The following is a 25,192-nucleotide window of genomic DNA, read 5'->3' as shown; positions in this document are numbered from 1 at the left end:
GGGGTCCTCAGGCGGGCAGCGGCGCGCTCACGTCTTCGCGGCGGGGCAGCGAAGCGAAGGCTCCGGGGCGGGTCACCGCGAACGCACCGCAGGCGAGCGCGAAGTGCAGCAGGGTCTCCAGCCGCGGCGTGTCTTCCAGCAGCGCCGGCAGCGTGGCGTCGGTGACGTCGGAGGAGGCCAGGCCGTAGAGCAGGCCGCCGCAGAAGGCGTCACCGGCGGCGGTGGTGTCGACCGCGCGCACCGCCGGCGGCACCAGCCGGCCCTGGCGCGTCGGCGTGAAGTAGCGCAGCGGCTCGGGGCCGTCGGTGACCACCACCAGGCGCGCGCCGCGTTCGAGCACGCCGGCGAGCCAGGTCGCCTCGGGGACGTCGCCGCGCAGCACGTCGAGTTCCTCGCGGCTGAGCTTGACCAGGTCGCTGTGCTCGAACAGCGCCAGCACGTGGGGCGTCGCCTCGCGCCCTATCGGCCACAGGTTGTGGCGCAGATTGACGTCGAAGCTCACCAGCCAGCCGGAGGCGCGGGCGCGGCGGGCGCCGGCGATAGTGGCCGCGGCCACGCCGTCATCGGTCAGCGTGTTCGAGCACACGTGCAGGAGCCCGGCGCCCGAGAAGTCCACGCTGTCGAAGCCGGCGGCGGTGAACTCGAGGTCGGCGGTGTGCTGGCGGTAGAAGGTGAAGCTGCGCTCGCCGTGCGCGTCGAGCGCGACGAAGGCGAGCGGCGTGCGCGCGGTGTCGCTGCGGCTCACCCGCGAGGCGTCGACGCCCTCGCGTTCGAGCGCCGCGACCAGGAAGTCGCCGAAGTCGTCGCGACCGACGCGGCCGACGAAGCCCGCCTGCCCGCCGAGCTTGGCCACCGCCACCGCGGCATTGCCCGGCGCGCCGCCGGCGTACTGCGCGAAGCGCGGCGGCAGGCCGGCCTCGGCCGGCAGGCCGATGAAGTCGATCAACAGTTCGCCGTAAGCCAGAACTGGAAGCATGTCTGTCCCCTGTCAGGCGGCCTGCGCCATGGCGTGCGAGCCGGTGGCGAAGGCCATGATGTTCTCCTGCGTGATCGCCGGCGCGCCCGGGGCGTCGCCACCGACCTCACCGACCAGCTCGCCTTCGCGCATCACCAGGACGCGGTCGCACAAGCCGACGATCTCCGGCAGGTCACTCGAGATCATCAGCACCGCCACCCCCTGCGCGGCGAGCTCGTGCATCATGTGATAGATGTCGTGCTTGGCGCCAACGTCGACGCCGCGGGTCGGCTCGTCGAGGATCAGCACGCTCGGCTTGGTCGCCGCCCAGCGCGCGAGCAGGAGCTTCTGCTGGTTGCCGCCCGACAGGTGGCGCGATTCGAGCTGCGGGCGCGCCACGCGGATCGCCAGGGCCTCGCGGTAGCGCTCGAACAGCGCGTCGGCGCCGGCGCGGTTGAGCCAGAAGCCGCGCGTGGCGTCGCGCTCGGCGGTGGTGATCGACACGTTCAGCAGCGAGGCGAGGTCGAGGAACAGGCCCTGGGTCTTGCGGTCCTCCGGCACGTAGGCGATGCCGGCGCGGATCGCGTCGAGCGGCTCGCGCACGTTCAGCGGCATGCCGTCGAGCTTGACGCTGCCGCCTGCCATCGGGTCGGCGCCGAAGATCAGCCGCGCGAGCTCGGTGCGCCCGGCACCGACCAGTCCCGACAGGCCCAGCACCTCGCCGGCGTACAGCGTGAAGCTCGCCGGCTCCACCCGCCCGACCTCGCCGTCGGTGATGCCGCTCACCTCCAGCCGCACGCGGCTGCGGTCGCAGAAGCTTTGCCGCTCGAAGAACTCGGCGAGCGGGCGGCCGACCATCATCTGCACCAGCCGCTCGGCCGACAGTTCGGCGCGCATCAGCGTGCCGATGTAGGCGCCGTCGCGCAGCACGCTGACGCGGTCCGACAGGCGGTAGATCTCCTCCATGCGGTGGCTGATGTAGACGATCGCCAGGCCCTGCGCCTTGAGGCCGTCGATCAGCGCGAACAGGCGCTCGGTCTCGCGCGCCGACAGCGCGGCGGTGGGCTCGTCCATCACCAGGATGCGGCTCTTGCGGTGCAGCGCGCGGGCGATCTCGACCAGCTGCTGGTCGGCGATGATCAGGTCGCCGACGCGGGTCTCGGGGCCGAAGGTCGCATCCAGGCTCTTCAGCACCGCGCCGACCTCGCGTGACATCAGCGCACGGTCGACCATGCCGCCGCGCACCGGCTCGCGGCCGAGGAACACGTTCTCCGCCACCGTCAGGTTCGGCGCGAGGTTGATCTCCTGGTAGATCAGCGTGATGCCGGCCTCGAGCGCGGCCTGCGGGCCGTCGACGACGAACTCGGCACCGTCGATGCGGATGGTGCCGCCGTCGGACTGGTAGGCACCGGCGAGGATCTTCATCAGCGTGCTCTTGCCGGCGCCGTTCTCGCCCATCAGCGAGTGCACCTCGCCCGCGTACAGCTCGAGGCTCACGCCCTTCAGTGCGAGGTGCGCGCCGAAGCGCTTGGCGATGTTTTCCATCTGCAGGACGGGGGTCCGGCTCGAAGTCTGCTGCTGGGTGCTCGTTGTCATGATCTCCTCCCGCGCTGGTGCTTGAACGACGCCCCGATCGATGGGCGCGCCGGCGATGGGAAGGAGTCTCCGGGCAAAGGGTTAACAACGCATTTCATCGCCGCGGACGCCTGCGGGCACGTGTTACCGCCGTGTTAACGCGAGTCGGGAGGCAACGCGGTGACGAACATTCACGGTTAATGGGCTACGCCTATCGTGGTTGCCACTGCGGACCCCTGAGGAGGAGATAACCATGTCGACCGCCACCACCACGGCTACCCCCCCCGCCACCAAGGCCAATCTGGGACGTTACCTGCGCGCCGCGGGCATCCTGCCGGTGCTGATCCTGATCGGCGGCGCCTTCGCGCTGATGTCGCCGAACTTCCTGACCGGGAACAACCTGCTGAACATCATGCAGCAGGCCTCCGTGAACATCGTCCTCGCGACCGGCATGACCTTCGTGATCCTGACTGCGGGCATCGACCTCTCGGTCGGCGCCATCCTCGGCTGCGCCGCGGTGCTGACGATGACGGCCTCGCTGATCCCCGGCCTGGGCTGGGCGGCGGTGCCGGTCGGCCTGCTGTCGGGCCTGGTGATGGGCCTGATGAACGGTGCGCTGATCGCCGGCTTCAGACTGCCGCCGTTCATCGTCACCCTCGGCAGCTTCACCGCGATGCGCGGCCTCGCCTACCTGTTCGCCTCGGGCGGTTCGATCACCAACATGGAGATCAACTTCGCCTGGATCGGCAACAACTACTTCCTCGGCCTGCCCTGGCTGGTGTGGATCGCGCTGATCGTCGTCGCGGTGAGCTGGGTGCTGCTGAACCGCACCGTGCTCGGCCTGCACATCTACGCCGTCGGCGGCAACCCCGAAGCGGCGCGTCTCGCCGGCCTGCGCGTCGGTCGCGTGCTGCTGATCGTCTACGCTATCAGCGGCCTGCTGTCGGGCCTCGCCGGTGTGATGATGTCCTCGCGCCTGTTCAACGCCGACGGCAAGCTCGGTACCGGCTACGAACTCGACGCCATCGCGGCGGTGATCCTCGGCGGCACCAGCTTCGTCGGCGGCATCGGCACGGTTGTCGGCACGCTGTTCGGCGCGCTGATCATCGCGGTGCTCAACAACGGCCTGACCCTGATGAACGTCTCGTTCTTCTGGCAGCTCGTGATCAAGGGCCTGGTGATCGTGATCGCGGTGCTGATCGACAAGTACCGCAACAGCGCGAACCGGCGCGCCTGACGCCGGACGGCCTCGGGGCCGGCACGGCAGAACGAGCGGCGGCACCGGTCACGCGCCGCCGCACAACTCGAACCCGACCCACCACCACCACCGATCCGGAGAACCATCCATGCTCACCAGCCCGCGCTCGCTGCTCGCGCTCGCCCTGCTCACCGCCACCGCCGGTGCCCACGCGGTGGACCTCAAGTCGGTCGGCGTGTCCGTGTCCGACCTCGGCAACCCCTTCTTCCTCCAGGTCGCCAAGGGCGTCGAGAAGAAGGCGAAGGAAATCGGCGGACCCGACGTCAAGGTCACCGTGGTCGCCAACAGCTACGACCTGAATGCCCAGGTCGGCCAGATCGACGACTTCGTCGCCAACAAGGTGCAGATGATCGTCCTCGTCGCCGCCGATCCGAAGGCGATCGCCCCGGCGATCAAGCGCGCACGTGATGCCGGCGTGGTCGTGGTCGCGGTCGACGTCGCCGCCCAGGGCGCCGACATCACCGTGATGAGCGACAACGTCCAGGCCGGCGAAGTGGCCTGCGAGTTCATGGCCAAGAAGATGAGCGGCAAGGGCAACGCCGTGATCGTCAACGGCCCGCCGGTCTCCTCGGTGATCGACCGCGTCAACGGCTGCAAGAGCGTGCTGGCCAAGTACCCGGACATCAAGATCCTGTCCGACAACCAGAACGCCAACGGCAACCGCGAGGGCGGCCTGACGGTGATGGCCAACCTGCTCACCGCCAATCCGAAGATCGACGGCGTGTTCACGATCAACGATCCGACCGGCGTCGGCGCCGACCTGGCGGCCAAGCAGGCCAAGCGCAGCGAGTTCACCATCGTCTCGGTCGACGGCGCCCCCGCCGCCGAAGAGGTGCTGAAGAAGGAAGGCAGCCTGTTCGCCGCGAGCTCCGCGCAGAACCCGCAGCTGATGGCGACCCGCGGCGTCGAGATCGGCTACCAGATCCTGCAGGGCAAGCGCCCGGAGAAGAACGTCGAGCTGATCCCCACCCCGCTGATCACGCGCGACAACATCGGCGAGTACAAGGGCTGGCTCGCCAACTGAGACGGCAGCAATCGACCGCCGTTGCCGCTCACGCGGCAACGGCGGTTGCCCGATCCTGTGCGCCGCTTGCCCTTCCGTCCCGGATTCGCGGGTGCGGGGTGTCTTTGTGTCACCGATAGGCTAGCCTTTTGCCGCACGCGCCCATCGCCCACAGGTCACTGCGATGAACACCCCGAAGCTCCTGCTCGTCGATGACGATCCGGCCATTCGCGAACTTCTCGTCGACTATCTCGGTGAGCACGGCATCCGGCTGCACGCCGTGCCCGACGGCAAGGCGATGCGCGCCGCGCTCGAAACCAACCGCTTCGACCTCGTGCTGCTCGACGTGAAACTGCCCGGCGAGAACGGCCTGACCCTCGCCGGCAGCCTGCTCGCGCAGGGCGTGCCGCTGATCATGCTGACCAGTCTCGGCGGCGAGGTCGACCGCGTGGTCGGGCTCGAACTCGGCGCCGACGACTACGTACCCAAGCCCTTCAATCCGCGCGAACTCCTGGCCCGCATCCGCGCCGTGCTGCGGCGCACCCAGGGCACGCCGCAACCCGCCACCGGTGCTGCGCCGACGCTGGCTCCGAGCAACGGCACCGCCACCGCCACCGCGGCGGAGGTCTACCACTTCAGTCACTGGCGGCTCGATCTCGGCGCCCGCCGCCTGTTCGCCGCCGACAGCCGCACCGTCGGCCTCACCTACGGCGAGTTCAACCTGCTCGCCGCCTTCGTGCGCAACCCCAACCGCGTGCTCAGCCGCGACCGCCTGCTCGAACTCACCCACCTCGAACACGAGGACGTCTTCGACCGTTCGGTCGACGTGCTGGTGCTGCGGCTGCGGCGCAAGATCGAACCCGACCCGAAGCAGCCCAGCCTGCTGCGCACCGAACGCGGGGTCGGCTACGTATTCACCGCCGAAGTGCGTCGCGGCGCCTAAAAATGTTGCAAAACTACCTTTGTAGGCTGCACAGGCGCCCTTTCCTCACGCTATAGTGTAGTGACATTACATAATAAGCGCGGTCGGTCACGTGCCGACCGTTCGTCAACCGCTGCCCAGCAGGCCGACCACCATGAGCCACGCCGAACCCGCCCGCGCGCCCGCCCTGATCGCCGATATCGGCGGCACCAACGCCCGCTTCGCCCTGATCGACGAGCCGGGTGGCGAGCCGCGCTCGCTGCGGGTACTGCCGACCCGCGGCCACGCCACCATCGACGCCGCGATCGAAGCCTACCTGGCCGACGAGTCCGGGCCGCGCCCGGACCGCGGCGCCATCGCCATCGCCAATCCGGTGACCGGCGACGTGGTGCGCATGACCAACCACGACTGGCAGTTCTCGATCACGGCGGTGCGCGACGCGCTCGGCTTCCGTGAACTGCGCGTGCTCAACGACTTCACCGCGCTGGCCCTGTCGCTGCCGCTGCTGCGGCCCAGCGAACTGATGCAGGTCGGCGGCGGCACGCCGACCGAGGGTGCCGCCAAGGGGCTGGTCGGGCCGGGCACCGGGCTCGGCGTGTCGGGCCTGCTGCCCGACGGCCGCGGCGGCTGGGTGCCGATCGACGGCGAAGGCGGTCACGTCAGCTTCAGCCCCGTCGACGCGCTGGAGATCGAGATCCTGCGCTGGGCGCTCGAACGCCATGCGCACGTCTCGGCCGAGCGGCTGGTCTCTGGCAGCCTCGGCCTGCCCAACCTGTACCAGGCGCTCGCCGCGATCGAAGGGCGCAGCGCCGAGGCGCTGAGCCCGCCGGAGATCGTCACCCGCGGCAGCGACGGCAGCTGCGCGCTGTGTGCGCGCGTGCTCGACGTGTTCTGCGGCATGCTCGGCACCATCGCCGGCAACCTCGCGGTGACGCTCGGTGCCCGCGGCGGCGTCTACATCGGCGGCGGCATCCTCCCGCGCTTCCCCGAGCGCTTCGCCGCGTCGGCGTTCCGCGCGCGCTTCGAGCACCGCGGCCGCTTCGCCGACTACCTGCGGCCCATCCCCTGCTACCTGATCAACGCCGGCGACGCGGCGCTGCGCGGAGCCTCGGCGGCGCTGGCCAGCCGCTGAGACCGGGCGACAGCCGTCGCGCCCTGGGCGACGGCTCTTATATAAAGAAGGCCGGCCCGACGCCGCATGCCGGGCCCGGCCGATGACGCGGGAACCCACCCGCCGCATGGCCCGCCACCGATGAGCCAGCCAGCCCACATCCTGGTCGTCGACGACGACACCGAGACCCGCGAGCTGCTCGCGCAGTACCTGTCGCAGAACGGCTATTCGGTCGACGCCGCGGTGGACGGCCGGGCGATGGACGCACACATCGCCGCGCGCGCGCCGTCGCTGATCGTGCTCGACGTGATGCTGCCGGGCGAGGACGGCTTCGAGATCTGCCGGCGCCTGCGCCGTGACTCCGAGGTACCGATCATCATGCTGACCGCGAGCGCCGACGACGCCGATCGCATCATCGGCCTCGAATTCGGCGCCGACGACTACCTCGGCAAGCCCTTCAACCCGCGCGAGCTGCTCGCCCGCATCAAGGCGGTGCTGCGCCGCGCCGGTGCCGGCAACCGTCGCACCGCGGCCGACGCCGTGCCGCGGCGGCTGCGCTTCGGCCCGTGGGAGCTCGACACCGGCACCCGCGTGCTGACGCACACCAGCGGCCTGCGGCTGGAGATCGGCGGCTCCGACTACGCGCTGCTGATGGTGCTGCTGCGCCACCCGCTGCAGGTGATCTCGCGCGACCGCCTGTACGAGCTGACGCGCAACCGCGAGTCCACGCCGTTCGACCGCGGCCTCGACGTCCAGGTGTGCCGCCTGCGCCAGCGCCTGGAGGACGACCCGGCCGCGCCGCAGCTGATCAAGACCGTGCGCGGCCGCGGCTACCTGCTGGCGACGGCGGTCGAGGCGCTGCCCTGAGCCGGCACGGACACCGCCGCCGGAGCGCCGCCGGCGCGCAGGCGCAGCGATGAGCCCGCGCTGGCTGCCGCGCTCGCTGCGCGGGCGCTTCGTGCTGCTGATGGTCGCCGGCGTGCTGCTGGCGCAGCTCGGCAGCCAGCTGGTCTGGCGCGGCCAGGCGCAGGCGCTGCACCTGGAACTGGTCGAGCGTGTCGCCCGCAGCCTCGCGGCGAGCGTGTCGTCGACCGTGCGCTACGTCGGCGCCCTGCCCTACGAGTACCGCCACCTGGTGCTCGACCAGCTGCGCAACATGGGCGGCCAGCGCTTCTTCGTCAGCGTCAACAGCCGCCGCCTGGCGGTCAACGACCTCCCCGGCGGCGACGACAAGGCCCTGGTGGTGCGGGCGTTCCTGCGCACGCTGCAGCGCGAGCTCGGCGACGTCGAGACCCACGTCGAGTTCTCCCGCCCCGAGGACCTGCGCGTGCTCAACCGCGAACTGCAGCTCAACGAGCTGCCGCCGCGCTGGGCCGACTTCGTGCTGTGGCTCGACGACGCCTCGGCGGCGTCGCTGCCGCTCCTGGTGGTACAGGTGCGCCTGGCCGACGACGAGTGGCTGTACGTCGCCTCGCAGGTGCCGGTGCCCGGCTTCCTCGGCGAACGCAGCCTGCTCGCCCCCGAGCGCGCGCTGGCGCTGTTCGCGACACTCGCCGCGGTGCTCGCCGCCTCGCTGGTCGGCGTGCGCTGGCTGACGCAGCCGCTGTCGGCGGTCGCCCGCGCCGCGCGCGACCTCGGCCGCGATCTCTGGCACCCGCCGCTGCCGGAGGACGGCGCCACCGAGATCGCCGCCACCGCGCACGCCTTCAACCGCATGCAGGAGCGCCTGCAGGGCTACCTCGACGACCGTGCGCGGCTGTTCTCGGCGATCTCGCACGACCTCAAGACGCCGATCACGCGCCTGCGCCTACGCGCCGAACTGCTGCCCGACGAGCGCCTGCGCGACAAGTTCGTCGCCGACCTCGACGAGCTGAACCTGATGGTCCAGGGCGCGCTGCAGTCGGTGAAGGACACCGACATCCACGAGAACCCCGAGCCCGTCGACGTCGCCGCGGTGCTCGCCCACCTCGGCGAGGACCTCGACCTGCGCGGGCGGGCGTTCACGCTGAGCGGCCAGGCGCAGCCGCTGCGCGCGCGGCCGCTGGCGCTGCGCCGCTGCCTCGCCAACCTGATCGACAACGCCGCCTTCTACGGCGAGCGCGTCGAGGTGGAGCTGGAGGACACGCCCGAGCGGCTCACCGTGCGCCTCTACGACTACGGCGCCGGCATCCCCGAGGCGGCGATCGAGCAGGTGTTCCAGCCCTACGTGCGGCTCGAACGTTCGCGCAACCGCAACACCGGCGGCAGCGGGCTCGGCCTCGGCATCGCCCGGCACATCGCCCGTGCCCACGGCGGCGAGCTCACGCTGCACAACCACCCGCAGCGCGGGCTGGAAGCGCGGCTGCAACTGCCGCGCACCGGGGCGGCCTGACGCCGCCCGCCCGTCAGCCGTCGGCGGGGCGCCACTCGCGGGCGGCGCGGCGGGCGGCGCGCAGCGCCTCGGGGCCGAGCTGCGGGGCGAGCGCGTCGCGCGCCGCGGCGGCGCTGGGGTGGCCGGCGAGCGCGGCGAGGTCATACCAGCGGTAGGCGCAGTCGAGGTCGCGCGCCATGCCCACGCCCTCGGCGCAGAGCCGGGCGTAGACGAACTGCGCGGTCGCGAGCCCGCGCTCGGCGGCACGCCGGACCAGGCCGGCGCCCTGCACCGGCTCGGTCACCACGCCGCGGCCGCCGATCGCGGCGAGGCCGAGCAGCAGCTCGCCCCAGGGCTGGCGCCCCTGCGCGGCGCGCGCGTACCAGCGCGCGGCCTGGGTGTCGTCGCGCGGCAGGCCGTTGCCGCTGGCGTGCAGGATGCCGAGCGCGACCTGGGCGAGCGTCGCCCCCTGCTCGGCCGCCCGCTTCAGCCAGACCGCGGCGAGCGCCGGGTCGCGCGCCACGCCGCGCCCGTTCAGCAGCAGCAGGCCGAGCGCGAGCTGCGCCTGCGGGTGCCCGGCCTCGGCGGCGGCGCGGTAGGACTGGGCCGCCAGCAGCGGGTCGGCCGGCACGCCGAGGCCACGCAGCAGCGCCTCGCCGACGCGCACCTGCGCACTCGCCAGCCCCTGGCGCGCGGCGCGCTCGTACCACAGGTAGGCCGTGTGCGGGTCCGGCGCAGTGCCGCGGCCCGCCGCGTAGGCTTCGGCGAGCTCGAACTGCGCGCGCGCATGGCCGCTTTCGGCGGCGGCGGCGTACCAGCGGAAGGCCGCCGCCGGGTCGGCCGCCACGCCCTTGCCCTCGGCGTAGAGCCCGGCCAGCGAGAACTGCGCGAGCGCGTCGCCGGCCGCCGCCGCGGCCGCAAGCCAGCGCGCCGCGCGCGCCGCATCGACGGCGACGCGGCGGCCCTGCAGGTAAAGCAGGCCGAGGCTGGTCTGCGCCGCCGGCAGACCGGCGTCAGCAGCCTCCTGCAGCAACTGCAGCGCGCGCTCGGGGCCGGGCTCGCGCACCCGCCCGGCGAACACCAGCTCGGCGAGTTCCTGCTTGGCCCCGGCATGGCCCTGGGCGACGGCCGCGCGCAGGTACTCGGCGGCGGTCTCGACGCTCGGGGTGATGCCTTCGCCGCGCAGCAGCAGCTGGCCGAGACGGAACTGCGCGCCGGCGTCGCCGGCTGCGGCGGCGGCCTCGAACAGCCGCGCCGCAGCGACCGCATCGGGGCGGCCGTCACGGCCTTCGAGCAGGCGCTCGGCGAGGCGCGTCTGCGCCGGCGCGTAGCCCTGCCCGGCGGCGCTCTTCAGGAGCTGCAGTGCGGCGCGCGGGTCGGCGCCGGTGCCACGCCCGAGCTCCAGCAGTTCGGCGTAGCGCAGTTGCGCCGCCGCGTAGCCGGCCTGCGCCGCCCGCCGCAGCCACTCGGCGCCGGTGCGCTCGTCGCGCGGCACGCCGCGCCCCTCCAGGTACAGCTCGGCGAGGCGGGCCTGCGCACGCGCATCGCCGCGCTGGGCCCAGTCGAGCAGTTCGCGCGCGGCGGCGGTGTAGTCGCCCGCCCGCTCCGCCGCCGCGCCGCGGTCGAGGTCGGCGGGCGCCGCATCGCCGTAGTGCCACACCCCGCTGGCGTCGCGCCACTTGACCGGCGGGGCGGCATGCGCGAGGGCACAGACGAGCGACAGGACGATGGCCATCGCTGCCGTCATGGCCGGCCGCGCGCGAGCAGGGCGGCGCGGATCGCGCCCACCGCCGGATCGCGCCGGTAGTACTCGTACACCGCCTGCCGTGCCGGCAGGTCGAGCGCGGCGTATTCGGCATGCAGGCCGGGCCAGTCCTGGCGCAGGCGCGCTTCGAAGGCCGCCGGCGGCAGGCCGGGTGGCAGCGTCGTCGGGGCGTCGAACAGGTTGCGCGGGTCGAGCGCGGCATCGCGCACCTCGGCTTCGAGCGCCGGCAGCCAGGCATCGGCAGGGGTGGCGGCGAACGCCGCCGGCAGCGCCAGCAGCGCCCCGAACGCGCAGGCGAGACCGCCGACGGTCGCCGTGCGGACCGCAAGGGTGGAAGGTTTCACGCTCACTCGGTCAGTGCCGCGGTCCGAAGATGGCGGTGCCGATGCGCAGCAGCGTCGAGCCCTCGGCGACGGCGGCTTCGAGGTCGTCCGACATGCCCATCGACAGGGTGTCGAGGGCGAAGCCGTCGGCGTTCAGCGCCTCGAACAGCGCGCGCAGTTGCGCGTGCGGGCGGCGCTGCGCGGCGAAGTCGCTGGCCGGTGCGGGCACCGACATCAGCCCGCGCAGCTGCAGGCGCGGCAGCGCCGCCACCGCGTGCGCGAGCGCCGGCAGCTCGGCCGGACCCACCCCGCTCTTGCTCGCCTCGCCGCTGACGTTGACCTCGATGCACACCGCGAGCGGCGGCAGCTCCGCCGGGCGCTGCGCCGACAGGCGTTCGGCGATCTTCAGCCGCTCGACGCTGTGCACCCAGGCGAAGCCTTCGGCGATGCGGCGCGTCTTGTTCGACTGGATCGGGCCGATGAAATGCCACTCCAGCGGCAGCCCGGCGAGTTCGGCCTGCTTGTCGAGCGCTTCCTGCAGGTAATTCTCGCCGAAGGCGCACTGGCCGGCGGCGTGGGCCTCGCGCAGCGCCGCGGCGGGGTGCGTCTTGCTCACCGCGAGCAGGCGCACGCTGCCGGCAGGGCGGCCGTAGGCGGTTTCGGCACTGCGGATGCGCGCCTGCACCGCGTGCAGGCGTTCGGCGATGCTCATGGGAACGGCTTCCTCCGGGGCTGTCCGGGCGCCGGAGGCTTCGGCTGTCTCCGGCCCGGCGCGCGACGTATAGTGCGCCGCACATCTCCCGGCGTACAGAAGGAAACGCCCATGAACATCGACGAACTCCTCGCCTTCGGAGCCAAGCACAACGCCTCCGACCTGCACCTGTCGGCCGGGCTGCCGCCGATGCTGCGCGTCGACGGCGACATCCGCCGCATCAACGTGCCTGCGCTGGAGCACAAGCAGGTGCACGCGATGATCTACGACATCATGAACGACCGGCAGCGCAAGGATTACGAGGAGCACTTCGAGTGCGACTTCTCCTTCGCCATCCCCAACCTGGCGCGCTTCCGCGTCAACGCCTACCTGCAGAACCGCGGCGCCGGCGCGGTGTTCCGCACCATTCCCACGCAGATCAAGACGCTGGAGGAGCTCGGCTGCCCGCCGAGCTTCCGCGAGCTGATCGACGTGCCGCGCGGGCTGGTGCTGGTCACCGGCCCCACCGGCTCGGGCAAGTCGACCACGCTCGCGGCGATGATCGACCACATCAACAGCGAGGAGTACGGCCACGTGCTGACGATCGAGGACCCGATCGAATTCGTCCACGAGAGCAAGAAGTGCCTGATCAACCAGCGCGAGGTGCACCGCGACACGCACAGCTTCGCCAACGCGCTGCGCTCGGCGCTGCGCGAGGACCCCGACTACATCCTGGTCGGCGAAATGCGCGACCTCGAAACCATCCGCCTCGCGCTCACCGCCGCCGAGACCGGCCACCTGGTGTTCGGCACCCTGCACACCAGCTCCGCCGCCAAGACCATCGACCGCATCATCGACGTCTTCCCCGCCGGCGAGAAGCCGCTGGTGCGCTCGATGCTGTCGGAATCGCTGCGCGCGGTGATCTCGCAGACCCTGCTGAAGCGCAACGGCGGCGGGCGCATCGCCGCCTGGGAAGTGATGGTCGGCACCCCGGCGATCCGCAACCTGATCCGCGAGGACAAGGTCGCGCAGATGTACTCGACGATCCAGACCGGCGCCGCCCACGGCATGATCACGCTCGACCAGGCGCTGATCGACCTGGTGCGCAAGGGCCTGGTGTCGCGCCCCGAGGCGCTGTCGCGCGCGCAGAACAAGAACGAGTTCCGCGTCTGACGCACCCCGTGGCCCGCCGCCGCACCGCTCGTCCCCGCCCCGTCCACCTTCCCGCCAGCGCCGCGCGCACGGCTCAGGCCGGGGCGATGCGCTGCAGCCGGCGGAACACGAAGGCATGGGCGTGGCGGGCGTCGGCGGGGTGGGCCTCGCGCCAGGTCTCGCGCCACTGCGCCGGGTCGAGGGGTGGGAAGCGGGTGTCGCCGGGGGGTTCGGCATCGACTTCGGTGAGGTGGATCACGTCGGTGCGCGGCAGCGCCCGCGCGTAGAGCTCGCCGCCGCCGATCACCACCGCCTCGGGCACGGCGCCGGCGGCGGCGAAGGCGGCGTCGAGCGAGCCGACCACGCTGGCGCCGGCGGCGGCGTAGCCGGGGTTGCGGGTGACGACGATGTTGTGCCGCCCCGGCAGCGGGCGGCCGAGCGACTCCCAGGTGAGCCGGCCCATGATCACCGGCTTGCCGAGGGTCAGCGCCTTGAAGTGCGCGAGGTCGTCGGGCAGCCGCCACGGCATCGCGTTGTCGCGGCCGATCACGCCGTTGCGGGCGACGGCGACGACGCAGCTGACGATCACGCGCCCGCCTGCGGGCGTCGCGGCACGTTCAGGCCTCGTTGCCGACGGCGAACATGTCCTCCAGCGCGTGGCGCGAGTGCACGCGGAAGGCGACGTGGGTCTGCGAGTCGCGGATGCCGTCGATCTTCAGCATGCGGTGGGTGACGATGTCGGCGATATCGTCGAGCTCGCGCACGCGGATCACCGCGGCGAGGTCGTGTGGGCCGGCGAGCGAGTAGACCTCGGTGATGCCGGGGATGTCGGCGAGCGCCTCGGCGACCTCGTTGATGCGGCCCTTCTCGGTGTTCAGCAGTACCAGCGCGGTGTACATGGGTAGGCCCCTCCGTGACGGGCTCAGATGCCCTGGTCGGCGCGGTTCTTGGTCTTGCGCATCTCGTAGCAGTCCACGCAGCAGGGCGGCTCCACGGCGTCGAGGCGCAGCGCCGTCAGGTGCTGGCCCCAGATGCAGCCGGAGTCGAGCGCGTAGAGGCCGGGCGCGCGGTGGTAACCGAGCGCCGCCCAGTGGCCGGTGATCAGCCTGAGCCCGGCGTTGCGCCGGCCGGGCAGCTCGAACCACGGCTTCAGGCCCGGCGGCTGGCTGCCCGGCGGCCCCTTCTGGTCGAACGACAGCGAGCCGTCGGGCCCGCAGAAGCGCATGCGCGTCATCACGTTGACGATGTGGCGCAGGCGCTCCTCGCCGGCGAGCTCGTCGTGCCACACGCGCGGCTCGCTGCCGAACATGTGGGCGAGGAAATCGGCGTGGTCGGGGCCGCGCAGCACCGCCTCGACCTCGGCGGCGCAGGTGCGGGCGAGGTCGAGGTCCCAGTGCGGCGACAACCCGGCGTGGACCATCGTGAAGCCGAGCGCGTCGTCGTGGTGCAGCATCGGCAGGTGACGGATCCAGTCGATCAGCTCGGCGGCGTCGGGGGCGTCGAGCACGTCGTGGAAGGTGTCCTTCTTGCCGGGCTTGACGTGGCCGGCGGCAATCGCCAGCAGCGTGAGATCGTGGTTGCCGAGCACGGTCACCGCGGTGGCGCCGAGCCCGCGCACGAAGCGTACGGTTTCGAGCGACTTCGGTCCGCGGTTGACCAGGTCGCCGGTCAGCCACAGGCGATCCCGCGCGGGATCGAAGTCGAGCTTGTCGAGCAGGCGACGCAGCGGATCGAAGCACCCCTGCACGTCGCCGATCGCGTAAACGGCCATCAACGCAAACCTCTCTCGCCGGTCCCGGGCCGGACCGGCCCCGGGGGCTGTGCAGCATGCCCCAGACGCTCAGCCCTTTTCCACCACGATGCGCCGGAACCACCCGCCGGCGAGCGCCGGACGGTCGTCGAGCACGCGCAGCGCCGGCGGGCACACCGCCTCGAAGACCACGTCGGTGCGCGAGGCGAGGCGCCCGAGCAGCGGGCTCAGCGCGCGGCGCAGCGGGGCGCGCTGGCCGGGGCGCAGGAACTTGTCGAACACGAAGGCGCGCCCGCCGGGGCGCAGCACCCGGGCGGTCTCGGCGAGCACGCGCACCGGCTCGGGCACCACGGCGACGATCAGGTGCAGCAGCACGGCGTCGAACTGCGCATCCGCGTAGGCGAGCGCCTGGGCGTCGCCGGTTTCGAGCTGCAGCGCGAGCTCCGGCCGCCCGCCGGCGCGGCGGCGGGCACGCGCGAGCATCGCCGGGGTCAGGTCGAAGGCGGTGTAGCGCGGGCCGAGCGGCAGCGCGGGAATGTCGAGCCCGGTGCCGATGCCGGCGATCAGCACCGTCGCCGGGGCGAAGGCGGCGAGCGCGGCGACGCTGGCCTGGCGCGCCGGTGCGGTGGCGGTGGCCACCACGGCGTCGTACAGCGGCGCGAACAGCGTGTAGGCGCTGCGCAGGCTCATCGCGCGCCGCGCCTCAGTGCAGGGTGCGCGGCACGCTGAGCGTGAAGGCGGGGATGTCGGCGTCGAAGGCCACGCCGTCGTCGGCGAGCATCTGGTAGCTGCCGTGCATGCTGCCGACCGGGGTTTCGAGCAGCGTGCCGCTGGTGTAGCGGAAGCCCTCGCCGGGGCGCAGATAGGGTTGCTCGCCGACGACGCCGTCGCCACGCACCTCGGTGACCTTGCCGTTGGCGTCGGTGATCACCCAGTGGCGGGTGAGCAGCTTGGCCGGTACCGCGCCGGCGTTCTCGATCGTCACGGTGTAGGCGAAGGCATAGCGGTTGCGCGCCGGGTCGGACTGCTCGGCGAGGAACTGCGCCTGCACGCTGACGTGGATGGCATGGTCGGGGTCGCTCATGGCAGCGCGTCCCATCAGGCCGTCACCGCGCGCGCCTTGGCGGCGATGGCGGCGAGCAGGCTGTCGAAGGCGGTGGCGAAGGCGGCGACGCCTTCGGCTTCGAGCCGGTCGGTGACGGCGGCGAGGTCGATGCCGAGCGCGGGCAGGCGGGCGAGCGCCGCGGCGGCGGCATCGAGGTCGGTGTCGAGCGTGCGCGCGACCACGCCGTGGTCGCGGAACGCGGCGTAGGTCGCCGGCGGCATGGTGTTGACGGTGTCGGGGCCGATCAGCGCCTCGCAGTAGAGCACGTCGCTGTAGGCGGGGTTCTTGGTGCCGGTGCTGGCCCACAGCAGGCGCTGTGGCTGCGCGCCGGCGGCGGCGAGCACGGCGTAGCGCGCACCGGCGCGCAGCTCGGCGAAGTGGCGGTAGGCGAGGCGCGCGTTGGCGATGGCGATGTGGCCGCACAGCCCGGGCGCGGCGGCGGCGAGCTGCGGATCGAGCGCGGCGTCGACGCGCGACACGAAGAAGCTCGCCACCGAGGCGATGCGGTCGACCGGCTGGCCGCGGTTCAGGCGCTGTTCGAGCCCGCGCAGCCAGGCCTCGGCAACCTCGCGGTAGCGCTCGACCGCGAACAGCAGCGTGACGTTGACGTTGATGCCCTCGGCGATCAGCTGCTCGACCGCCGGCACCCCGGCGCGCGTCGCCGGTACCTTGATCATCACGTTGGGGCTGTCGAGGCGCGCGTGCAGCTCGCGCGCCTCGCGCACCGTCGCCGCGGTGTCGTGGGCGAGGTCGGGCGCGACTTCGAGGCTGACCATGCCGTCGACGCCGCCGCTCCTGCGGTAGACCGGCAGCAGCACCTCGGCGGCGGCGCGGATGTCGTCGATCGCGAGCCCGGTGAAGAGCTCGCGCGGCGTGGCCTGCGGGCGACGCGCCAGCGCCTGGGCGATCGCCGCGTCGTAGTCGCTGCTGCCGCCGATCGCCTTCTCGAAGATCGCCGGGTTGGAGGTCACGCCGCGCAGGTCGTCGCGCTCGACCAGCGCGGCGAGCTCGCCCGCGGCCAGCATCGAGCGCTGGATGTTGTCGTACCAGACGCTCTGGCCGCTCGCGTTCAGCGCCCGCAGGGGATTGTCGTGCTCGCTCATGGCTGGTTCCTCATACGTCGGTGAGGGGCGCCGGTCCGGCGCCGGCGACGCGGTTCGCCAGGGCGGCGAAATCGGCCAGCGACAGCGTCTCGCCGCGCGCGCCGGGGTCGACGCCGGCCTCGGCGATCGCCGCCGCCGACAGCAGGCCCTGCAGGGCGTTGCGCAGGGTCTTGCGCCGCTGCGCGAAGGCGCGCCGCACCACTTCGGCATAGACCTGCGGCGCGGCCACCGCCACCGCCGGCGTGGCGCGCGGCAGCAGCCGCACCACCGCCGAATCGACCCGCGGCGGCGGCGAGAAAGCCTCGGGGCCGATCTCGAACAGGGGTACCACCTCGCAGTGGAGCTGCACCATCACCGACAGGCGGCCGTAGTCGGGTTCGTCCGGCCCGGCGGCGAGCCGCATCACGACTTCCTTCTGCAGCATGAAGTGCATGTCGCGCACGCACCCGGCGAAGCCGAGCAGGTGGAACAGCAGGGGCGTCGAAATGTTGTACGGCAGGTTGCCGACCAGGCGCAACGGCCGCCCGGGCGCGGCGAGCGCGCCGAAGTCGAAGTCGAGCGCGTCGGCGCCGTGCACCACCAGCTCGCCGGCGCCGGCACAGCGGCGCTGCAGGTGCGGAATCACGTCGCGGTCGAGCTCCACCACGTCGAGGTGGCCGGCGGCGGCGAGCAGCGGGCGGGTGATCGCGCCGAGGCCGGGACCGATCTCGACCAGCGCCTCGCCGGGCTGCGGCGCCACCGCGGCGACGATGCGCCCGATCACCCCGGCATCGGTCAGGAAGTGCTGGCCGAAGCGCTTGCGGGCCTGGTGGCGCTCGCTCATGGCGCCGCGGCGCGCCACGCGCGCCGCACCAGGTCGCCGGCACAGTCGAGCGCGGCACGCAGGCTGCCGGCGTCGGCGCGACCGCTGCCGGCGAGGTCGAGCGCGGTGCCGTGATCGACCGAGGTGCGGATGACCGGCAGCCCCAGCGTGATGTTCACGGCGCGGCCGAAGCCGGCGTACTTCAGCACCGGCAGGCCCTGATCGTGGTACATCGCCAGCACCGCCGCGGCGCCGGCGAGGTGCTGCGGCTGGAACAGCGTGTCGGCCGGCAGCGGCCCGACCAGGTCGAGGCCGCGCGCGCGCAGCGCGTCGAGCAGCGGCGCGATGATCTCGACCTCCTCGCGGCCGAGGTGGCCGCCCTCGCCGGCATGCGGATTGAGCCCGCACACCAGGATGCGCGGCGCCACCAGCGCGAAGCGCGTGCGCAGCTCGCGGTCGAGGGTCAGCAGCACGTGTTCGAGGCGCGGCGCGGTGATCGCGTCGGCCACCGCGCGCAGCGGCAGGTGGGTGGTGGCGAGCGCCACGCGCAGCTCGCCGGCGGCGAGCATCATCACCGGCGTGACGCCGCCGCAGCGCTCGGCGAAGAACTCGGTGTGGCCGGAGAAGGTCACGCCGGCGTCGTTGATCACGCCCTTGTGCACCGGGCCGGTGACCAGCGCGTCGAACTCACCGGCCAGGCAGCCGTCGCAGGCGCGCGCGAGCATCGCCAGCACGTGCGGCGCATTGGCCGGATCGAGCCGGCCGGGGCGCACCGCGGCGGCCAGCGGCACCGGCAGCACGGTGAGGCGGCCCGGCCGCGGCGGCGGCAGCGGCGCCGCGGCGTCGTAGGGGTCGACGGCGAGCGGCAGCGCCAGCGCGCGGGCGCGCTCGAGCAGCACCGCCGGGTCGGCGGCGACGACGAGCGCGGGCTCCGGCGGCGACTGCGCCAGCGCGACGCAGAGATCGGGGCCGATGCCGGCAGGCTCGCCGGCGGTGAGCACCAGGCGGGGCGGGCGTGCGGCGTTCATGCCGGCGGCAACGCGGCCCGGCGGGCGGGGCCGGTCGTCACAGACGGATCTCGACGTAGGCCTCGTCGCGCAGGCGGCGCAGCCACAGGTCCCACTCCTCCTCGACCTTGCGCTTGTACAGCGCCTCGCGCACCTGCTCGCGCTGCGGGTCCTTGCCGGCCGCACCGCCACCGCTGCCACCGCTGCCCGCGGCGACCTGCCGGCGCTGCATCACCTGCACCAGGTGCCAGCCGGCGTTGGTCTTCACCGGCTGGCTGATCTCGCCCGGCTTCAGGCCGACGATCGCCGCCTCGAACGCCGGCGGCGCATCCTTCGGGCCGACCCAGCCGAGCACGCCGCCGCGCGCCGCGCTGCTGGTGTCCACCGAGGCCTCGCGCGCCAGCGCGGCGAAGTCCTCGCCGGCGAGCGCGCGGGCGCGCAGGCGCGCGAGCTGGGCGCGCGCCTGCGCATCGGTCATTCCCGGGCCGGAGCGCAGCAGGATGTGACGCACCAGGATCTGCGTCTGCTGCGGGCCGGCGGCCTCGCCGACGCTGCGCACCTCCAGCAGCTTGACGATGTGGAAGCCGCTCGGGCTGCGCACGAGGTCGGTGAACTGGCCGGGCTGCAGCCGCCCGACCGCCTCGGCGAAGGCGCTGGGGATCTGCGCCTGCGGACGCCAGCCGAGGTCGCCGCCGTCGAGCGCCTGCGGCGCGTCCGACACCGACACCGCGAGGGCGCGGAAATCGGCCCCGCGCTTCAGCTCCTCCAGCACCCGCTCGGCCTTGACCCGCGCCGCCTCGACCTGCTCGGGGCTCGCCCCCTCGCCGGCCGCGACCAGGATCTGCGCCAGGTGCAGCTCGCGCTCGGCGGCGGGTGCCGCCGCAGTCGCCGGCTCGGCGCCGCCGGCGAGGCCGCCGCCGCGCCCCATCGCCATGTCGACTTCCTGGTCGGTGACGTTCACGCGCCCCTCGACCACCTTCTGGCGCAGGCGCGCGCCGAGCATCTCGCGGCGGACCTGCTCCTGATAAGCCGCGAAGCTGTAGCCGTCGCGCTCGATCGCGCGCTTGAGCTGCTCGCGGCTCATGTTGTTGCGCTGCGCGATGCTGTCGATCGCCGCGTTCAGGCTCTGGTCGTCGACGGTGACGCCGTTGCGCTCGGCGGCGCGCTGCTGCAGCAGCAGCAGGATCTGGCGCTCCAGCACCTGGTGCTCCAGCACCTGCGGCGGCGGCACCGGCGTGTTGCGCTGGCGCAGCTGGCGCAGCGTGGTCTGCACCGCGTGGTCGAGTTCGCGGCGGGTGATCACGTCGTCGTCGACCACCGCGACCACGACGTCGAGGGCGGAGCCGCCGTTCGCGCCGGCGGCGGGTGTCGCGCGGTTGGCCGGGCCGAACTCGAGCCCCTGCTGGGCCTGCGCCGGCAGGGCCAGCACCGCCGCGAGGGAGAGGACGAGCAAGGGTCTGTTCATGACGGGACGGGTCTCAATAGCGGCTTGTGCTGCCTGGGTGGGTGTAGCCCAGGATCGACTTGTTCAGGAACTGGTCGACCCCGGCACCGATCGAGCTGAGGCCCTTGAGTTCGAACTCGAGGAAGAACGCGTTCTTGGCTTCCTCGTCCTGCGGGTAGTCGCGGTACTGGCGCCCGAGCATGCGCACCGCCCAGCAGCAGTCGCTGTACTCGACGCCGGCGAAGGTGTCGACCACGTGCTCGTCGAGCATCGAGTAGTTCCAGCGGCCGAACAGCCGCCAGCGCGGATTGACCGGCAGGACGCCGGTGAAGTCGATCTGGTCGGTGTCGGCGGGCGCGCCCTGCGCCGGCGGATCGCCGCGGTTCGAGTAACGGTAGGCGATGTTGAAGACGGCGCCACGCTCGCCGCGGTAGCGCAGGTCGACCGCGTTGCGCCGGGCCTCTTCGTTGTGCGGGTCCCACTGCGCGGCGATGCGCAGGTACCAGTCGCGGCCGAGCGTCACCTGGCCCTCGGCGATCAGGTCGGAGCTGCCGGTGTCGACCAGCTGGTCGGCGCCGAGCGCGACGCGGCGATCCTCGAAGTACTGGATCTGGCCGAGGCTCAGGCGCATGCGCTCGCGGCCGTCGGCGGCACCGATGATGCGCGTCGACACCGCCGTGGTCAGCTGGTTGGCATCGCCGAGGCGGTCGGTGCCGACGAAGCGGTTGTCGTAGAACAGCGCGTTGAACGAGGTGTTGACGAGGGTGGTGTCGAACACCGGGATGTCGCCCTGGCGGCGGTAGGGCACGCGCAGGTAGTACAGCCGCGGTTCGAGCGTCTGCGTGAAGGCGCTGTCGCCGAAGCCCAGCGGGCGCTCGAAGATCAGCCCGGAATCGAGGCTCAGGATCGGCGCGCCGCGGTTCGGCGAGGTGTCGTTCGTGGCCCCGGTGTTGCCGGGGTAGTCGAGCTGGTACTGCGTCTGCCGGTAGGCGACGCGGGGTCGCACGAAGGCGTAGGACCATTCGAGCGGCAGGCTCACCGCCGGCTCGATGTCGAAGCGCGTGCCGGTGACCATGGTCGGGTGGTCGAAGGCGACCACCTCGGTGCGCAGGTCGTAGCGCAGCAGGCCATGGTCCCAGCCGCCGAAATAGACCATCTGCGGCAGCCGCGAATACGGCGGCACGCGCTTGAGGTCGGGCGCATCGAGCGTCTGGTAGCCCTGGAAGCGCGTCAGCAGCACGCCGCCGAAGGGCACCGCGTAGGTGGTGTCGAAGGTGCGCTGCAGGTAGGCGGTGTCGACGACGTCGAGCTGGTTGCCGAGGTCGCGGAAGTAGTCATCATCCGACACCCAGTCGTAGATCAGCGAGCTGCTGAGTCCCGGGAACCAGGCCCCGCGCGCGCGCAGGTCGACCATGCCGCGGTCGCGCTCGGCCTCGCGGTCGTTCGGCAGGTACTCGCCGTAGAACTCGCCGCTGCCGCGCGTGCCGAGGTAGCGGTACTCGGTGCCGAGCTGGAAGCCGCGGTCGGTGATCACGCGCGGGGTGAGGGTCGCATCCTGGTTCGGCGCGATGTTCCAGTAGTACGGCAGCGCCAGGTCGAAGCCGTTGCCGCTGCTGCTGCTCAGCCGCGGCGCGAGGAAGCCCGACTGGCGCTCGTCGGTGATCGGGAACGACAGGTACGGCGAATACAGCACCGGCACGCCGCCGATCGCGACCGTGGCGTCGTGCGCCACGCCGCGGCCCGTGTTGTAGTCGAGCTTGAGGGTGTCGGCGCGGATCTGCCAGAGCTCGTCGCCGCGCTTGCAGGTGGAGTAGGTGGCCTGATCGAGGTCGGTGACGGCCTTGTCACGGTCGTCGACGACCTTCTTCGCACTGCCCTGGGCGTTGCTGCGGCCCATGAAGTACTCGGCGTCGTCGTAGTGGCCGACGTTCTGGTCGAGCGCGATCTCGGCCTTCTTGGCGCGGAAGGCGAACTGCGGCGTGCCGCCTTCGGCGCCCTCGGTGGCGTAGCCGATGTTGGTCTTGCGGTCGAGTTCGAGGCGCGGCGCCAGCAGGCGCTGGTCGCCGCGGTTGACTTCGACGTTGCCGCTCAGCGAGGCGCGTTCGGGGGTCGACTGGGCCGCGTCGGCCTCGTAGCGTACCGGCCCCTGGTCACTGGCCCCGGTGTCGGGACGCAGCAGGGCGGCGAGCTCGTCGGTTTCGCACAGTTCCGAGGCCTCGGGGCCCGCCCCCCGTCCCGGAGAGGCGCCATGCGCGTACGCCGCCGGCGCCAGCCCGAGACACAGGGCTGTTATGATGACTCTGCGATGCGTCACGAAAGCTGCGGGCTGGCCGAAAAAGGGCCCCACGATCGCATAGATCGCCCGGAGCATCAATTCTCGCCGCCCGCCGGGCGGCCCCTGCCGCGGCCTGCCGCGACGAGGAAACCCACCCGTGGATGAGCGATTCGACACCGTGCGGCAGTGGCTCGCCGCGGTGCTGCCCGAGCCCGGCCTGCGGCTCGAGCCGGCGTCGGCCGACGCCAGCTTCCGCCGTTACTTCCGCGCCCGCTGGGACGGCGGCAGCGCGATCGTGATGGACGCGCCGCCCGCGCACGAGGACTGCCGGCCGTTCGTCAAGGTGGCCGGGCTTCTGCACGCGGCCGGCGTGCACGCCCCCGCGGTGCTGGCGCAGGACCTCGAGCGTGGCCTGCTGCTGCTCTCCGACCTCGGCACGCAGACCTACCTCGACGTGCTCGACGCCGACAACGCCGACACGCTGTTCGCCGACGCCCTCGCCGCGCTGATCCGCTGGCAGCGCGCGAGCCGCCCCGGCGTGCTGCCGCCCTACGACCGCGCGCTGCTCGCGCGCGAGCTGGCCCTCTTCCCCGACTGGTACCTGGGCCGCCACCGCGGCCTCGCGCTGGCGCCGGCCGAGCGCGGCGTGCTCGACACCGCCTTCCGCCGCCTGGAGGACGCCGCGCTGGCACAGCCGCAGGGCTTCGTGCACCGCGACTACATGCCGCGCAACCTGATGCCGAGCACCCCCAACCCGGGCGTGATCGACTTCCAGGACGCCGTTCACGGCCCGCTCGCCTACGACGTGATCTCGCTGTTCAAGGACGCCTTCCTGTCCTGGCCCGAGGCGCGCGTCGAGGGCTGGCTCGCGCACTACCACGACGCCGCGCGGCGCGCCGGGCTGCCGCTGCCGGCGGACTTCGCCGCGTTCCGCCGCGACTGCGACTGGATCGGCCTGCAGCGCCACCTGAAGGTGATCGGCATCTTCGCGCGCATCTGCCACCGCGACGGCAAGCCGCACTACCTCGCCGACGTGCCGCGCTTCTTCGCCTACGTCCGCGACGTCGCCGCGCGCTATGCCGAGTTCGACCCGCTGCTCGACCTGCTCGACGCGCTGGAGGCGCGCACGGACGTACCGGCGTGAGGCGACGATGAAGGCGATGATCCTCGCGGCCGGGCGCGGCGAGCGCATGCGCCCGCTCACCGACCACCTGCCCAAGCCGCTGCTCGCGGTCGGCGGCCGTGCCCTGATCGAGCACCACCTGCTGCGGCTCGCCGCCGCCGGCTTCACCGAGGTGGTGATCAACCTCGGCCACCTCGGCCACCTGCTGCCGCAGCGCCTCGGCGACGGCAGCCGCTACGGCCTCAGCATCACCTGGTCGCCCGAGCCGCCGGGCGCGCTCGAAACCGGCGGCGGCATCCACCACGCGCTGGCGCTGCTCGGCGACGCGCCGTTCCTGCTGGTGAACGGCGACGTCTGGACCACGCAACCGCTCGCGCCGCTGCGCCACGCACTCGCCCCGGCCGACCTCGCGCACCTGGTGCTGGTCGACAACCCGCCGCAGCATCCGCGCGGCGACTTCGCGCTCGCGGCGGGACGGGTGCGGGCCGGGGAGGCACCGCGGCTCACCTACAGCGGCGTCGCGGTGCTGTCGCCGGCACTGTTCGCCGGCCGCGCGCCCGGGCGCTACCCGCTCGCGCCGCTGCTGGTCGCGGCGATGGCCCGCGACGCGGTCAGCGGCGAGCACTTCCGCGGCGACTGGCGCGACATCGGCACCCCCGAGCGCCTCGCCGCGCTCGACGCCGAACTGAGCCGTCACGCCACCCCGGAAGCCGCGCCATGACGAGCTTCAAGGACCACTTCTCGGTGCTCGCCGCCGCCTACGCCCGCTACCGCCCGAACTATCCGCCGGCGCTGTTCGACTTCCTCGCCGCCGCCGCCCCCGCACGCACGCTGGCGTGGGACTGCGGCACCGGCAACGGCCAGGCCGCGGGCGCGCTCGCCGCCCGCTTCGCGCGGGTGGTGGCGAGCGATCCGAGCGCGGCGCAGATCGCCGCGGCGACGCCGGCCGCGAACATCGACTACCGCGTCGAGCCGGCCGAGGCGTCGAGCCTCGCCGACACCAGCACCGACCTGCTCACCGTCGCGCAGGCGCTGCACTGGTTCGACCATCCGCGCTTCTTCGCCGAGGCGGCGCGCGTGCTGCGCCCCGGCGGCCTGCTCGCGGTGTGGTGCTACGAGGGGGCGAGCGGCACGCCGGCGGTGACGCCGATCGTGCAGCACTACTACGCCGACATCATCGCCGCGGACTGGCCGCCGGAGCGCGCCTGGGTCGAGCGCGGCTACCGCGACTTCGCGCTGCCGTTCCCGGAGGAGCCGGCGCCGGCGTTCGAACTCGCCGCCGAGTGGACGCTCGCCGAGCTGCTCGGCTACCTGGGAAGCATGTCGGCGACGCGCCGCTACGCCGAACGCGTCGGGCACGATCCGCTCGACCGGGTCCGCGACGACCTCGCCGCCGCCTGGGGCGACCCGGCCGCGCGGCGGCCGATCCGCTGGCCGCTGACGCTGCGCCTGGCACGCAAGCCGGGCTGAGCGCCGCG

General features: G+C 72.8%; 25 protein-coding genes. 10 read left to right on the top strand and 15 right to left on the bottom strand.

Annotated features, from left to right (window positions below):
* Window positions 1-7 precede the first annotated feature (7 nt).
* Both EV699_RS04545 and EV699_RS04540 read right to left on the bottom strand, forming a co-directional pair.
* Window positions 8-976 (bottom strand): carbohydrate kinase family protein, encoded by a 969-nt coding sequence (locus EV699_RS04545; RefSeq protein WP_132539410.1) that lies wholly within the window; start codon window positions 974-976, stop codon window positions 8-10.
* Between the two features lie 12 nt (window positions 977-988).
* On the bottom strand, window positions 989-2,551 hold the full coding sequence (locus EV699_RS04540; protein ID WP_132539408.1) for a sugar ABC transporter ATP-binding protein: 1,563 nt from the start codon (window positions 2,549-2,551) through the stop codon (window positions 989-991).
* A 232-nt stretch (window positions 2,552-2,783) separates the two neighbouring features.
* On the opposite strand from EV699_RS04540, the gene EV699_RS04535 reads away from it, so the two are divergent.
* From EV699_RS04535 to EV699_RS04510, 6 genes are all read left to right on the top strand, one after another.
* Window positions 2,784-3,767 (top strand): ABC transporter permease subunit, encoded by a 984-nt coding sequence (locus EV699_RS04535; protein ID WP_132539406.1) that lies wholly within the window; start codon window positions 2,784-2,786, stop codon window positions 3,765-3,767.
* A gap of 109 nt (window positions 3,768-3,876) precedes the next feature.
* Window positions 3,877-4,812, top strand: coding sequence for an ABC transporter substrate-binding protein (locus EV699_RS04530; protein ID WP_132539404.1), 936 nt, complete (start codon window positions 3,877-3,879; stop codon window positions 4,810-4,812).
* A gap of 163 nt (window positions 4,813-4,975) precedes the next feature.
* On the top strand, window positions 4,976-5,734 hold the full coding sequence (locus tag EV699_RS04525; RefSeq protein ID WP_132539402.1) for a response regulator: 759 nt from the start codon (window positions 4,976-4,978) through the stop codon (window positions 5,732-5,734).
* A 133-nt stretch (window positions 5,735-5,867) separates the two neighbouring features.
* Window positions 5,868-6,845 (top strand): glucokinase, encoded by a 978-nt coding sequence (locus tag EV699_RS04520; RefSeq protein WP_132539400.1) that lies wholly within the window; start codon window positions 5,868-5,870, stop codon window positions 6,843-6,845.
* 120 nt (window positions 6,846-6,965) lie between these two features.
* Window positions 6,966-7,691, top strand: a complete 726-nt coding sequence (locus EV699_RS04515; protein ID WP_132539398.1) for a response regulator — start codon at window positions 6,966-6,968, stop codon at window positions 7,689-7,691.
* Between the two features lie 49 nt (window positions 7,692-7,740).
* Window positions 7,741-9,195, top strand: coding sequence for an ATP-binding protein (locus tag EV699_RS04510; protein ID WP_132539396.1), 1,455 nt, complete (start codon window positions 7,741-7,743; stop codon window positions 9,193-9,195).
* A gap of 13 nt (window positions 9,196-9,208) precedes the next feature.
* On the opposite strand, the gene EV699_RS04505 is transcribed toward EV699_RS04510, so the two are convergent.
* The 3 genes from EV699_RS04505 to EV699_RS04495 are packed head-to-tail and all read right to left on the bottom strand — an operon-like array spanning window position 9,209 to window position 11,974.
* Complete coding sequence (locus tag EV699_RS04505; protein WP_165904032.1) at window positions 9,209-10,909, bottom strand: tetratricopeptide repeat protein; 1,701 nt, start codon at window positions 10,907-10,909, stop codon at window positions 9,209-9,211.
* Window positions 10,910-10,917: 8 nt separating this feature from the next.
* Complete coding sequence (locus EV699_RS04500) at window positions 10,918-11,283, bottom strand: hypothetical protein (protein ID WP_132539392.1); 366 nt, start codon at window positions 11,281-11,283, stop codon at window positions 10,918-10,920.
* A gap of 10 nt (window positions 11,284-11,293) precedes the next feature.
* Window positions 11,294-11,974, bottom strand: a complete 681-nt coding sequence (locus tag EV699_RS04495; protein ID WP_132539390.1) for a YggS family pyridoxal phosphate-dependent enzyme — start codon at window positions 11,972-11,974, stop codon at window positions 11,294-11,296.
* A gap of 111 nt (window positions 11,975-12,085) precedes the next feature.
* Here EV699_RS04495 and EV699_RS04490 point away from each other — a divergent pair, with 111 nt between their 5' ends.
* Window positions 12,086-13,126: a type IV pilus twitching motility protein PilT gene (locus tag EV699_RS04490; RefSeq protein WP_132539388.1), complete on the top strand. Its 1,041-nt coding sequence runs from the start codon at window positions 12,086-12,088 to the stop codon at window positions 13,124-13,126.
* 73 nt (window positions 13,127-13,199) lie between these two features.
* Here EV699_RS04490 and folA read toward each other — a convergent pair whose 3' ends face one another.
* The 10 genes from folA to EV699_RS04440 form a co-directional block, all read right to left on the bottom strand.
* The gene (gene folA / locus EV699_RS04485; RefSeq protein ID WP_132539386.1) at window positions 13,200-13,694 is read right to left on the bottom strand and encodes a type 3 dihydrofolate reductase; all 495 of its coding nucleotides are present in this window, start codon (window positions 13,692-13,694) and stop codon (window positions 13,200-13,202) included.
* 28 nt (window positions 13,695-13,722) lie between these two features.
* The gene (locus EV699_RS04480; RefSeq protein WP_132539384.1) at window positions 13,723-14,004 is read right to left on the bottom strand and encodes an Lrp/AsnC family transcriptional regulator; all 282 of its coding nucleotides are present in this window, start codon (window positions 14,002-14,004) and stop codon (window positions 13,723-13,725) included.
* A 23-nt stretch (window positions 14,005-14,027) separates the two neighbouring features.
* Window positions 14,028-14,876 carry a symmetrical bis(5'-nucleosyl)-tetraphosphatase gene (locus EV699_RS04475; RefSeq protein WP_132539382.1) on the bottom strand — a complete coding sequence of 283 codons (849 nt, stop codon included), beginning with the start codon at window positions 14,874-14,876 and terminating at the stop codon, window positions 14,028-14,030.
* Between the two features lie 69 nt (window positions 14,877-14,945).
* Window positions 14,946-15,545 (bottom strand): class I SAM-dependent methyltransferase, encoded by a 600-nt coding sequence (locus EV699_RS04470; RefSeq protein WP_132539380.1) that lies wholly within the window; start codon window positions 15,543-15,545, stop codon window positions 14,946-14,948.
* Window positions 15,546-15,558: 13 nt separating this feature from the next.
* A complete protein-coding gene (gene apaG / locus EV699_RS04465; protein WP_132539378.1) occupies window positions 15,559-15,939 on the bottom strand; it encodes a Co2+/Mg2+ efflux protein ApaG in 381 nt (126 codons plus the stop codon).
* Between the two features lie 14 nt (window positions 15,940-15,953).
* Window positions 15,954-17,063 carry a transaldolase gene (gene tal / locus EV699_RS04460; protein ID WP_132539376.1) on the bottom strand — a complete coding sequence of 370 codons (1,110 nt, stop codon included), beginning with the start codon at window positions 17,061-17,063 and terminating at the stop codon, window positions 15,954-15,956.
* A gap of 10 nt (window positions 17,064-17,073) precedes the next feature.
* Window positions 17,074-17,886, bottom strand: coding sequence for a 16S rRNA (adenine(1518)-N(6)/adenine(1519)-N(6))-dimethyltransferase RsmA (rsmA, locus tag EV699_RS04455; RefSeq protein ID WP_132539374.1), 813 nt, complete (start codon window positions 17,884-17,886; stop codon window positions 17,074-17,076).
* Entirely contained in the window at window positions 17,883-18,893 is a 1,011-nt protein-coding gene (gene pdxA, locus EV699_RS04450; RefSeq protein ID WP_132539372.1) for a 4-hydroxythreonine-4-phosphate dehydrogenase PdxA, read from the bottom strand. The genes rsmA and pdxA overlap by 4 nt, the downstream gene beginning before the upstream one ends.
* 37 nt (window positions 18,894-18,930) lie before the next feature.
* Window positions 18,931-20,337, bottom strand: a complete 1,407-nt coding sequence (locus EV699_RS04445) for a peptidylprolyl isomerase (protein ID WP_132539370.1) — start codon at window positions 20,335-20,337, stop codon at window positions 18,931-18,933.
* Between the two features lie 13 nt (window positions 20,338-20,350).
* The gene (locus EV699_RS04440; protein WP_165904031.1) at window positions 20,351-22,630 is read right to left on the bottom strand and encodes an LPS-assembly protein LptD; all 2,280 of its coding nucleotides are present in this window, start codon (window positions 22,628-22,630) and stop codon (window positions 20,351-20,353) included.
* Between the two features lie 118 nt (window positions 22,631-22,748).
* Between EV699_RS04440 and EV699_RS04435 the strand changes: the two genes are divergently transcribed.
* The 3 genes from EV699_RS04435 to EV699_RS04425 are packed head-to-tail and all read left to right on the top strand — an operon-like array spanning window position 22,749 to window position 25,184.
* Complete coding sequence (locus tag EV699_RS04435) at window positions 22,749-23,735, top strand: aminoglycoside phosphotransferase family protein (RefSeq protein ID WP_424450019.1); 987 nt, start codon at window positions 22,749-22,751, stop codon at window positions 23,733-23,735.
* Window positions 23,736-23,742: 7 nt separating this feature from the next.
* Window positions 23,743-24,435, top strand: coding sequence for an N-acetylmuramate alpha-1-phosphate uridylyltransferase MurU (murU, locus tag EV699_RS04430; RefSeq protein ID WP_207922989.1), 693 nt, complete (start codon window positions 23,743-23,745; stop codon window positions 24,433-24,435).
* Entirely contained in the window at window positions 24,432-25,184 is a 753-nt protein-coding gene (locus tag EV699_RS04425; RefSeq protein WP_132539364.1) for a class I SAM-dependent methyltransferase, read from the top strand. The genes murU and EV699_RS04425 overlap by 4 nt, the downstream gene beginning before the upstream one ends.
* The last annotated feature ends 8 nt before the right edge of the window (window positions 25,185-25,192 follow it).

Origin of the sequence: Plasticicumulans lactativorans (assembly GCF_004341245.1) — a bacterium.
Lineage (GTDB): Bacteria > Pseudomonadota > Gammaproteobacteria > Competibacterales > Competibacteraceae > Plasticicumulans_A > Plasticicumulans_A lactativorans.
Note: the sequence above shows the minus strand (reverse complement) of the source record. Positions and strands in the feature narration are given on the sequence as shown.

What these genes read in the sequence shown, in the direction of transcription:
- murU (WP_207922989.1), top strand. Translation starts at nt 23,743, where the DNA reads ATGAAGGCGATGATCCTCGCGGCCGGGCGCGGCGAGCGCATGCGCCCG.
- EV699_RS04470 (WP_132539380.1), bottom strand. Translation starts at nt 15,545, where the DNA reads ATGAGCCTGCGCAGCGCCTACACGCTGTTCGCGCCGCTGTACGACGCC.
- EV699_RS04545 (WP_132539410.1), bottom strand. Translation starts at nt 976, where the DNA reads ATGCTTCCAGTTCTGGCTTACGGCGAACTGTTGATCGACTTCATCGGC.
- apaG (WP_132539378.1), bottom strand. Translation starts at nt 15,939, where the DNA reads ATGAGCGACCCCGACCATGCCATCCACGTCAGCGTGCAGGCGCAGTTC.
- EV699_RS04505 (WP_165904032.1), bottom strand. Translation starts at nt 10,909, where the DNA reads ATGGCCATCGTCCTGTCGCTCGTCTGTGCCCTCGCGCATGCCGCCCCG.
- EV699_RS04540 (WP_132539408.1), bottom strand. Translation starts at nt 2,551, where the DNA reads ATGACAACGAGCACCCAGCAGCAGACTTCGAGCCGGACCCCCGTCCTG.
- EV699_RS04535 (WP_132539406.1), top strand. Translation starts at nt 2,784, where the DNA reads ATGTCGACCGCCACCACCACGGCTACCCCCCCCGCCACCAAGGCCAAT.
- EV699_RS04515 (WP_132539398.1), top strand. Translation starts at nt 6,966, where the DNA reads ATGAGCCAGCCAGCCCACATCCTGGTCGTCGACGACGACACCGAGACC.
- tal (WP_132539376.1), bottom strand. Translation starts at nt 17,063, where the DNA reads ATGAGCGAGCACGACAATCCCCTGCGGGCGCTGAACGCGAGCGGCCAG.
- EV699_RS04480 (WP_132539384.1), bottom strand. Translation starts at nt 14,004, where the DNA reads ATGTACACCGCGCTGGTACTGCTGAACACCGAGAAGGGCCGCATCAAC.
- EV699_RS04490 (WP_132539388.1), top strand. Translation starts at nt 12,086, where the DNA reads ATGAACATCGACGAACTCCTCGCCTTCGGAGCCAAGCACAACGCCTCC.
- EV699_RS04525 (WP_132539402.1), top strand. Translation starts at nt 4,976, where the DNA reads ATGAACACCCCGAAGCTCCTGCTCGTCGATGACGATCCGGCCATTCGC.
- EV699_RS04445 (WP_132539370.1), bottom strand. Translation starts at nt 20,337, where the DNA reads ATGAACAGACCCTTGCTCGTCCTCTCCCTCGCGGCGGTGCTGGCCCTG.
- rsmA (WP_132539374.1), bottom strand. Translation starts at nt 17,886, where the DNA reads ATGAGCGAGCGCCACCAGGCCCGCAAGCGCTTCGGCCAGCACTTCCTG.
- EV699_RS04520 (WP_132539400.1), top strand. Translation starts at nt 5,868, where the DNA reads ATGAGCCACGCCGAACCCGCCCGCGCGCCCGCCCTGATCGCCGATATC.
- EV699_RS04475 (WP_132539382.1), bottom strand. Translation starts at nt 14,876, where the DNA reads ATGGCCGTTTACGCGATCGGCGACGTGCAGGGGTGCTTCGATCCGCTG.
- EV699_RS04530 (WP_132539404.1), top strand. Translation starts at nt 3,877, where the DNA reads ATGCTCACCAGCCCGCGCTCGCTGCTCGCGCTCGCCCTGCTCACCGCC.
- EV699_RS04495 (WP_132539390.1), bottom strand. Translation starts at nt 11,974, where the DNA reads ATGAGCATCGCCGAACGCCTGCACGCGGTGCAGGCGCGCATCCGCAGT.
- EV699_RS04425 (WP_132539364.1), top strand. Translation starts at nt 24,432, where the DNA reads ATGACGAGCTTCAAGGACCACTTCTCGGTGCTCGCCGCCGCCTACGCC.
- EV699_RS04510 (WP_132539396.1), top strand. Translation starts at nt 7,741, where the DNA reads ATGAGCCCGCGCTGGCTGCCGCGCTCGCTGCGCGGGCGCTTCGTGCTG.
- pdxA (WP_132539372.1), bottom strand. Translation starts at nt 18,893, where the DNA reads ATGAACGCCGCACGCCCGCCCCGCCTGGTGCTCACCGCCGGCGAGCCT.